Annotated in this window: 9 protein-coding genes; 3 read left to right on the top strand and 6 right to left on the bottom strand. The window is 72.3% G+C overall.

What is annotated here, in order from left to right; genetic code table 11:
- Together ABD844_RS16405 and ABD844_RS16400 are read right to left on the bottom strand one after the other, a co-directional pair.
- Positions 1-548, bottom strand: a 548-nt coding sequence (locus ABD844_RS16405) for an ABC transporter ATP-binding protein (RefSeq protein ID WP_344877756.1), incomplete at its 3' end; no start/stop codon positions are given.
- Positions 545-1717 (bottom strand): efflux RND transporter periplasmic adaptor subunit, encoded by a 1173-nt coding sequence (locus ABD844_RS16400; protein ID WP_344877754.1) that lies wholly within the window; start codon positions 1715-1717, stop codon positions 545-547. The genes ABD844_RS16400 and ABD844_RS16405, both read right to left, overlap by 4 nt.
- Positions 1718-1863: 146 nt before the next feature.
- On the opposite strand from ABD844_RS16400, the gene ABD844_RS16395 reads away from it, so the two are divergent.
- The gene (locus ABD844_RS16395) at positions 1864-3831 is read left to right on the top strand and encodes an efflux RND transporter periplasmic adaptor subunit (RefSeq protein ID WP_344877752.1); all 1968 of its coding nucleotides are present in this window, start codon (positions 1864-1866) and stop codon (positions 3829-3831) included.
- Between the two features lie 287 nt (positions 3832-4118).
- Here the strand turns inward: ABD844_RS16395 and ABD844_RS16390 are convergent, their stop codons facing one another.
- The 3 genes from ABD844_RS16390 to ABD844_RS16380 form a co-directional block, all read right to left on the bottom strand.
- On the bottom strand, positions 4119-5621 hold the full coding sequence (locus ABD844_RS16390; protein WP_344877750.1) for an alkaline phosphatase D family protein: 1503 nt from the start codon (positions 5619-5621) through the stop codon (positions 4119-4121).
- A 197-nt stretch (positions 5622-5818) separates the two neighbouring features.
- Positions 5819-6412, bottom strand: coding sequence for an HAD family hydrolase (locus ABD844_RS16385; RefSeq protein ID WP_344877748.1), 594 nt, complete (start codon positions 6410-6412; stop codon positions 5819-5821).
- Positions 6409-7254 carry a hypothetical protein gene (locus ABD844_RS16380; RefSeq protein WP_344877746.1) on the bottom strand — a complete coding sequence of 282 codons (846 nt, stop codon included), beginning with the start codon at positions 7252-7254 and terminating at the stop codon, positions 6409-6411. Before ABD844_RS16380 ends, ABD844_RS16385 begins: the two co-directional genes overlap by 4 nt.
- A 200-nt stretch (positions 7255-7454) precedes the next feature.
- Here ABD844_RS16380 and arfB point away from each other — a divergent pair, with 200 nt between their 5' ends.
- Complete coding sequence (arfB, locus tag ABD844_RS16375) at positions 7455-7862, top strand: alternative ribosome rescue aminoacyl-tRNA hydrolase ArfB (protein ID WP_344877797.1); 408 nt, start codon at positions 7455-7457, stop codon at positions 7860-7862.
- Here the strand turns inward: arfB and ABD844_RS16370 are convergent.
- A complete protein-coding gene (locus ABD844_RS16370) occupies positions 7837-8331 on the bottom strand; it encodes an NUDIX domain-containing protein (protein ID WP_344877744.1) in 495 nt (164 codons plus the stop codon). The two genes, arfB and ABD844_RS16370, sit on opposite strands and share 26 nt — an antisense overlap.
- Positions 8332-8408: 77 nt before the next feature.
- Here ABD844_RS16370 and ABD844_RS16365 point away from each other — a divergent pair, with 77 nt between their 5' ends.
- Entirely contained in the window at positions 8409-9338 is a 930-nt protein-coding gene (locus ABD844_RS16365) for an acyl-ACP desaturase (RefSeq protein WP_344877742.1), read from the top strand.
- Positions 9339-9397 lie beyond the last annotated feature (59 nt).

Raw genomic sequence — 9397 nt, 5'->3', positions numbered from 1 at the left:
CCCAGCGGCTCGTCGAGCAGCAGCGCCCTGGGGCGGTTGACCAGGGCCCTGGCCAGCGCCACGCGCTGCTGCTGGCCGCCGGAGAGCTGGTTCGGCTCGTGGTGCACGCGCTCGCTCAGCCCCACCTGCTCCAGCGCGGCCAGCGCGCGGGCGCGGCGCTCGGCCTGGCCGACGCCGCCGTACACGAGCGGCAGCTCGACGTTGGCCAGCGCGCTCATGCGCGGGATCAGGTTGAACGACTGGAAGACGAAGCCGACCCGGCGGTTGCGCAGGATGGCGAGCTGGTGCTCGTCCAGCCGGCCCACGTCGGCCCCGTCGATGAGGTACGTGCCGGAGGACGGGACGTCGAGGCAGCCCAGGATGTTCATGAGCGTGGACTTGCCGGAGCCGGAGGCGCCCATGATGGCCAGGAAGTCGCCCTGCTCGACGTCCAGGCTGATGCCGCGCAGGGCGCGTACCTTGGCGTCGCCGTCGCCGTACTCCTTGACCAGGTCACGCACCCGCAGGACCGGGAAGGGCTCCCCGGCCAGCGGCTCCGCGGCCGTCATCGCCCGCCTCCCGGCATGCCGCCGCCCCCGGTACCGCCGCCCCCTGCTGGGAAGCCGCTCCCGCCGCTGAGCTGCCGCTGGCCGCCGCCACCGCTGTTGCCCGTGGTGCCGGGCGCCGTGGTCGGGGGCACGATCTGGTCGCCTTCCGACACGCCGGACTTGATCTCGGTCAGCGTGGCGCCCTGGACGCCGACCTCGACCGGGGTCCTGGCCTGGCTGCCGTTCCTCAGCACGGTGACCGTGGTCTGGCCGCCGCTGGTGGAGATCGCCGTGGACGGCACGGTGACGACGTTCTCGGCCTGGCCGACCACGACCTCGACGGTGGCCGTCTGGCCCAGCCGCACCTCGTCGGGGACGTCGTTGAAGGTGACGGTGACCGGGTACTGCACGACGTTGTTGGTGGTGGCGGCGACCGGCTCGATCTGGGTGACCTCCCCGGTCGCGGTCACGCCCGGCAGCGCGTCGAACGTGATCGTGGCCTCCTGGCCCTGCTTGAGCTTGCCGACGTCCGACTCGGTGAAGGTGCCGACGAGCTGGAGCTTGGCGGTGTCGGCCATCTCGATGAAGCCGCTGCCGCTGGACGATCCGCCGGAGGAGGCGGCTGCCGTGCCCGTCGAGCCCTGGCCGCCGGACGCCGCGCCGGAGTCCGAGCCGGATCCCGAGCTGGTGCCGCCGACCGAGCCGTTCACCGCCGTGACCGTCCCCTTGAACGGGGCCTTCAGCACCGTGGCCGCGACCGTGCGCTGGGCCTCCCGGTAGGCGTTGCGGGCCTTGACGTAGGCCGCGTAGAGCTGGGCCGTATCGGTCCCGTCGTCCACGGCGCTGTCGTAGGTGGCCTTGGCCGCCGTGAGGCCGTCCTGGGCGGTGGAGTCGTCGAGGGAGGCCAGGATGTCGCCCTTGTCGACCTTGTCACCGGCCTTGACGTAAATGTTCTCGACGGTTCCGCCCGTACCGAACGACAGCGTTCTGGACTGGGAACTCTCCACCGCGCCCGAGGCGGACACCGAGGCGGTCACGGAGCCTCGGCCCGCGGCCACCGTCCGCACGGTGATCTCACCCGCGGCCGGGCCCGCGCCGAGCTGTGCGTAGGCGAACCCGGCACCGCCCAGCAGGAGCACCGCGAGCGCTCCGTTGGTTATCAGCGCTTTGCGCCTGATCGACACCTTCACGAGCGGTGACCCTTGCACACAAGGCTGCGCCGCAGCCGCGAGCAAGCTGAACGTTCGCTGTGCGTCCGGGCTGGAAATCGGGCACACAGGTAACTCTGAGGCTGCTCGCAGCCTGGTGCCACTCTGGTCGGTCAGGATGGCCGCTCATGAGACCGACTTTCGCGCTGGGCGGACTGGCCCTCGCCGTGCTCGTGGCCGGGTCCGGCCTGGTGCTGGTGCTGCGCGACGACGCACCGCCCACCATCCAGGCCCGGCTGGCCTCCGCGCAGCGCGGGCAGGTCACCGCCTCGGTCAGCGCGGCGGGGAACACCGTGGACGGCTCGCGCCGGGACCTGGCCTTCGGCTCCGCAGGGACGTTGACGAAGGTGTACGTCAAGGTCGGGACCAAGGTGAAGAAGGGCCAGGTGCTGGCCAGGATCGACGGGCGGGCGGCGCGGGAGGCGTACACGGCGGCCAAGGCCGACCTGGCGGCGGCCGAAGAGGCCCTGGACGAGGCTGCCACGGCGGCCACTACGTCCTCGGGGTCATCAGGGTCTTCGGGCTCCTCGGGCTCCTCGTCGTCCACAGGGTCTTCCGGGAGTCCGGGCGGCGCCTGCGTACCGACCGGGGGCGGCACGACGCCCGCGGCCAGTGCGAAACCCACGGCCGGCGCGACTCCCGCGGCCGGTAAGACGCCCTCGGCCGCTCCGACGCCCGCGGCCGGGGGCGTCCAAGGGCCTGGGACGGCTGGAGCCCAGGCGGGCTCTCAGGCGGGCTCTCAAGCAGGCACGCAGGCAGGCACAGCGGTGGACGCGCGGCCGGTCGCCGACTTCGGCGCCGGTCCCACGCAGACCCCCACCCCCACTCCCACTGCCACACAGACCGCGGCCAAGGCCACGGCAAAGGCCGCCGCGAAGACCACCGAGCAGGCCAAGGAGCCGACCACCGCCCCGGCCGGTACGCGGGCCACGGCACGGACGGCCGCGCGAACGACCACCCCGACCGCCACCCCGCACCCGACCGCCACGCCGACCGCGGAGCCCACCGGGTCCGAGCCGACGGTTACCGTGACGGCCACGGTGACAGCCACCGTCACGGCCACCGTGACGACCACCGTCACCGCGACCCCCACCCCGACGGCCAGTGGCCCGGGAGGAGGCACCGGGCAGCCCGGCGGCAACCCGCCCTCGACCGTCTCGCCGTCCACGTCCCCGACGGGGCAGCCGCCCAACGGCGGGAAGCCGTCGAGCACCGGCCAACCCTCCCCCACCGGCAAACCCTCAGGAAAGCCCAGCGCGTCCGGATCCGGGAAGCCGTCAGGCCAGCCCGGCACCGGCCAGGGCTCCTGCGGGACCGGCACCACAGGCGGTGGCGGCACGGGCGGCGCTACCGGCGGTGGCACGGGCGGCGCTACAGGTGGGGGCACAGGCGGCGCCACAGGCGGCGGTACGGGCGGAGGCGGTGCCCAGCAGCAGGGCGGCGGGCTCAGCGAGGAGCAGGCCGCCGCGAACGTGGACCACGCCGAGGCCGCCGTCGAGGAGGCCGCCGACGCCGTACGGGCGACCAGCATCGTGGCCCCGGCGGCGGGCACGGTGCTCTCGGTCGGCGGCGCCCCCGGTGACGCGGCGGGCACCGGCACCTTCATCAGCCTGGGCGACCTGAACGAGCTGCAGGTCCAGGCCATGGTCACCGAGTCCGACGTGAACCGGCTCAAGCTCGGCCAGCAGGCCCAGGTCACGCTGGCGACCCGCAGCGGCGAGCACTACCAGGGCACGGTGACGGCGATCGCCCCGACCGCGACGGTGGAGGGCGAGCTCGTCCGCTATTCGGTCACCCTGGCCTTCGACGAGCCGCCGGCCGGGCTGATGCTCGGGCAGACCGCCTCGGCGACGATCACCACGGACGAGTCCAAGGACGCGATCTACGTACCGGCCGCGGCGGTGCGCAGCCGCTCGGACGGCACGCAGGTGGTCACCGTCCGCTCCGACGGGCGGGACGCGGCGAAGGTCGTCCACACGGGCGTGCGCGGCGACCAGTACGTGGAGGTCACCTCGGGGCTCAGCGAGAGCGACCAGGTGATCATGTCGGACGGCACGTCGGGCGAGTTCCCTGACGGGAGCTGGCCCGGCGCCTGAAGCCGGCCGGTCCGGACGGAACCACCCGCCCGCCCGGGCCGGCCACCCCGGCCGGACTCCGCTGAACCTGCCACCAGGAGTCCGGCCGGACCCTCCTCCTGTCGCGGGGTCCGCGTCTCACCATGTGGACAAAATGGTTGAGCAGACTCTCAGCGGGCTCCCAGCGAACGTTCAGCCAACGGGCCGCCACTCAGCCATGACACGGAGCCAGGCCGTGGGCTGCCGCGATGCCCGGCAACCGGCGAACCAGCGAACCAGCGAACCGGCGACCGGACCAGGGGCGGCGCTCAGCCGGTGGTGCGGGGGGCCGCCGCCTTGCCCGCGGCGGCCTCCCCCGTGAGGGCCGGGATCGTGACGCGGTGGGCGGTCTTGGCGCGGGCTCCCCTGCGCGAGATGTAGTCCAGGGTCCGGAAGTCCACCGACAGCTCGTCGCGGGTCAGCCGCGCCATCAGGTAGCCGCGCCGCTGGTCGATGTAGGAGATGTGCGGGTTCTCCTGCAGCGCCTCGGCGATCCACGTACGGTCCCGGTAGCCGTCGCCGTCGCTGGCGATCGACGAGGCCACCAGTTCCCTGGCCACCACCGGAGAGTCCGGGTCGTCGAAGTCGGGCTTCAGCTCGGACAGGTGGTGCATGTGGGCGTCGCCGGTCAGCACCACGGGGTTCGGCGTGCGGGCCAGCGAGCCGAGCAGGCGGGTGCGCTCGGCGGCGTACCCGTCCCAGGAGTCCAGGTTCACCTCCCGGCCGGGGCCGACCTTGAAGTCGCGCTGGGCCACCATGATCTGCTGGCCGAGCAGGTTCCAGCGGGTGGTGGAGGCGTCCAGGCCGCTCTCCAGCCAGCGCCACTGCTCGCTCCCGAGCAGCGTGCGTTCCGTGTCGAGCCGTTCGTCGCAGCCCGCCCGCACCCCGTCCAGGCAGGCCTGGTCGTCGCGGAACTGGCGCGTGTCGAGCAGGTGGAAGCGGGCCAGCGTGCCCCAGGAGACCCGCCGGTTCACCCGCAGCACCGCCCCCTGGAGGCTGGCGCGGCGCAGCGGCATGTTCTCGTAGTACGCCTTGAACGCCTGCGCCCGCCGCTGCTCGAAGCCCGCCGCGCCCGTGCTGGAGACGGGGCCGGCCCAGTTGTTCTCCACCTCGTGGTCGTCGAACGCCACCAGCCAGGGCGCGACCGCGTGCGCGGCCTGCAGGTCGGGGTCGCTCTTGTACTGGGCGTGCCGCAGCCGGTAGTCGGCCAGCGTCCGGCACTTGCCCGGGGTGTGGGTACGGACGCGGCCGGCCAGGGCGGTGTAGCCGCTGGGGCCGTACTCGTACATGTAGTCGCCGAGGAAGACCACCAGGTCCGGCTCCTGCTCGGCGAGGCGGCGGTAGGCGGTGTAGTAGCCGTGCTCGTAGTGCGCGCACGCGGCCACCGCGAAGTTGAGCGGCGTCTCACCCTGCGGCGTCGTCCTGGTGCGGCCCTCCGGTGAGAGGCGGCCCTCGCTCCTGAACCGGTAGAAGTAGTCGCGTCCCGGCTCCAGCCCCTTCAGCTCGACGTGCACGCTGTGGGCGTCGCGGGCCCTGGCGGTGGCGGTGCCGGACTTGACGACCTTGGCGAAGCGTTCGTCGGTGGCGACCTGCCACTCCACGTCCACGTCGCGGGAGGGCATGCCGCCGCGCCCGTCGCCGCCCAGCGGGTCGACGGCCAGCCTGGTCCACAGGACGAAGCCGTCGGCGGCGGGGTCGCCGGAGGCCACGCCCAGCGAGAAGGGGTCGGATCTGAGGGTCCTGGAGGCCGCCCCGGCGGCCGGGGCAATCATGGGCTGAGGGAGGAGGAGTCCGGCTGTCGCCGCTGTCAGGAAGGCTCTGCGGTCCACGTTCACAGGTATGTCCACCTGCGCTGACTCCGCCGTGACAGTGGAGTCAAGCGCGGGTGAACAGCATCGGTCTGTCTGCGACACACCCTGAGGCCGCCCGCCCGGAGAAAGACCAGGTGAACGGCGACAGCCGGGAAAGGTCAGCCGGGCAGGGCCGCGTCAGGGAGCGCCGCGCGCAGGGTGACGGCGTCGGTGAAGTGCACGCCGGTCATCCCGGCCCGCTCGGCGCCCTCGACGTTCTCCTCGCGGTCGTCGATGAAGACGATCTCGGACGGGTCGGCGCCCAGCTCGCGGGCCATCTCGTCGTAGATCTCCCGGTCGGGCTTGACCAGGCCCATCTTGCCGCTGTAGAAGCGGCGGCCGATCGCGGCGACCCACGGCAGCTCGTCCAGGCCCTCACCCATGCACACGGGTGCGTTGGACAGCAGCGCCACGTCGCGTCCCGACTCCAGCAGCTCGCCGAGCAGCGCGACCGTGCCCTCGTTGGGACGGGCCCAGGACGCGACGTCCATGGCGACCAGCCGGGCGGTCTCGCTCTGGGTCACGGGCCGGCCCAGCACCGCCGACCAGTACGCGTACGGGCTCAGACCCCGGTCGAACTCCAGGCGGTGCTCCCAGTAACCGCGTTTGAACGCCGCGGGCTCGGCTCCCGCGGCCCGCGCCATTGCCGCGTTGTCGGAGTCGGGCTGGGGCAGTGACAGGACACCGCCGTAGTCGAAGACAATCCACGTCATGCCACGAATGGTCGCAGATGCGGGCCCAGCGCCGGGCACCCCAGGTATTTCCCGGCGGTGTGGAAGTCGAGCCAGTCGAGGTTGACCAGCTCCTCGCGGTCGATGCCGGTGAAGCTGGCGGCCAGGTCGGGCGGGATGGCGGCGATGTCGTCCTTGTCGGCGACGTTCACCCAGCGGGCGACGCCCGGGGGCCGGCGGCCGCGGCCGTTGACCGGGGCGGGCAGGAGGCGTTCGAAGACCACGTTGCGCATGCCCAGCGGGCTGCCGAGGGTGAGCAGCAGGTCGATCCGCAGGTCCGGCTCCGACCACAGCGCCTCGTACGCGACCACGCTGCCCAGCGAGTGGGCGATGACCACCCTGGCGCGGTTGCGCCGGATGACGTCCGCCACGGCGCTCCGGCACTTCTCGCGCCTGGCCTGGTCGGTGAGGTAGGCGGCCACCTCGGGCGCGAACAGCTTGGCGAACGCCGCCGACCTGCCGTCCAGTTTGTCCAGCAGCCAGCCGGTGAACGACTTGAGCGCCCCCGTGACGTGCTCGCCCACCCCGAGGTTGCGCGCCCAGTCGGCGAGGACCTGCTGGGCCTGCGCCTCCATGACGGCCTCTGCCTCGGGCGCGGTGGCCGCGCCGCCCTCGCCGCCGGCCCCACCGCCGTCGCCGTCGTGCAGGAGGTGGGAGAAGTAGGCGATCTCGGCGAAGTACGCCCGCGCCTCTCCCCCGAGCGCCGCGTGGAGGTAGCGGTCCCATTTGCGGCGCATGGCCTCGGCCGCGCCCGGCACGGACCGCCCGGCCTGGAGGTAGTAGTTGTACTTGCCGATCCCGTGCACGCCGACGATGACGGCCACCGCGCCTCCCCAACCCCGTGATCACTTCGCCTTTGGCGTGATATTGGCACACGTCGCTTGCAGCCGGGCGGCAACCGGCGAGACAGGCGGCGCGCGCGGCGGAAAATGCGATTGCGGGCCCTATACGACCTCCGGATACGGTGCTTCTGTACGGTGACATGTCGCCCGATGGCGACGCGTTCGAGAACGGGAGTCCGCTCATGCCCGGCCCGCTGGTCGTCAACGACTCGGTCGTCATCCCCGACGCCGAGCTGGTCTGGCGGTTCTCGCGCTCGTCAGGCCCGGGCGGCCAGGGTGTCAACACCACCGACAGCCGGGTGGAGCTGAGCTTCGACGTGGCCGCGAGCACCGCGCTGCCGCCGCATCTCAAGGCACGGGCCCTCGACCGGCTGGGCGCGGGCACGATCACCATCGCCGCCTCCGAATACCGTTCGCAGCTCCGCAACCGAGAGGCCGCCGCGCATCGGCTGGCGCAGCGCCTGCGCGAGGCCATCGCGCCGCCGCCCAAGCGCCGCCGCCCGACCAAGCCGAGCCGGGCCACCGTCGAGCGCCGCATCGCCGCCAAGAAGCACCGCGCCGACCTCAAGCGCCTGCGCCGCGACCCCTGACCGGGCGATCCGCCCTTCGGCCCGGCCGCCGGCCGATGAGCCGGGGCAGGGCCGTGATGGTGGCCGAGAGGTAACCGGCCACCGCCTGTGGCACCAGGTTCCTGGCGAACAGCTCCGACCTCTCCAGCCGGACACGCTCCACCTCGTACGCGCCCCGCGACGGGTCCTCGAACTCGGGCCCGTTCCGCAGCTCCGGGTCCATGGACACCAACCGGCACCCGAAGACGTGCTGTGTCTTGACCTCGCCCTGCCACGGGTACGACACCGTCACCAGAGGCGTCACCGCCGAGACCGTCGCGCCCAGTTCCTCCAGCAGCTCGCGGTGCAGGGTGTCCTCCAGCGTGCCGTCCTCAGGCTCGACGTGCCCGCCGGGCACGGACCAGTACGGCGCTCGCCCCGGCACCGTACGCCGGAAGAGAACCAGCCGCTCGTCATGGTCGAGCAGGACACCACGGACACTAGGTCGCATACGTCCACCCTATTTGACCTGTTTGTCCTTCGGGTAACCTAACCTACGGTACCGTAACCTGAAGGAGAAGATCTTATATGGCGATGACTCAGACGGAGCTGCTGCACGAGCTCGAGCCTGTCGTGGCCACGGAGCTCGACCGCCACGAGAAGATGGCCAAGGAGTGGTTTCCGCACGAGTACATCCCGTGGAGCGAAGGCCGCGACTTCGACGGCATCTACGGGGGCGAGGCGTGGCAGGAGGGCGACTCCAAGATCCCCGAAGCGGCGCGCGTGTCGCTCATCGTCAATCTCCTGACCGAGGACAACCTGCCCAGCTACCACCACGAGATCGCCACGACGTTCGGCCGCGACGGGGCCTGGGGCACGTGGGTGCACCGCTGGACCGCCGAGGAGGGCCGGCACGGCACCGCGATCCGCGACTACCTCACCGTCACCCGCGCCGTGGACCCGGTGGCCCTGGAGCGGGCGCGCATCCGGCACATGGAGAGCGGCTTCGTCTCCGAGTACGGGACGATGCTCCAGCAGCTCGCGTACGTGTCCTTCCAGGAGCTGGCCACCCGCATCTCGCACCGCAACACCGGCAGGGCGTCCGGCGACGCGGGGTGTGAGCGGCTGCTGGCCAGGATCGCCGCCGACGAGAACCTGCACATGCTCTTCTACCGCAACCTGCTCAAGGCGGCCTTCGAGCTCGACCCGAGCCAGACGATGCGGTCGGTGACCGACGTGGTGACCACGTTCCAGATGCCGGGCCAGGGCATGGACGGCTTCGCCCGCAAGGCGATGATCATCGCGAACGAGGGCATCTACGACCTGCGCCTCCACCTCGACGACGTGCTCATGCCGGTGCTGCGGCAGTGGTCGATCTTCGACAAGACGGGCCTGGACGGCGAGGGTGAGAAGGCGCGCGAGGAGCTGGCCGCGTTCCTGGCGAGGACGGAGGCCACGGCCGCCCGCTTCGTGGAGCGCCGTGAGGAGCGCCGCGCCCGCATCGCCGCCCGCCAGTAAACCGGCCCGCAGCGCCGCGCCCGCGCCGCTGCCCGCCGGTGAACCGGCCCGCCCGTGAC

The organism is Nonomuraea antimicrobica, assembly GCF_039536965.1.
Taxonomy (GTDB): Bacteria; Actinomycetota; Actinomycetes; order Streptosporangiales; family Streptosporangiaceae; genus Nonomuraea; species Nonomuraea antimicrobica.
The sequence above is the reverse complement of the archived record's forward strand: the minus strand, read 5'-3'. Positions and strand labels throughout refer to the sequence as shown.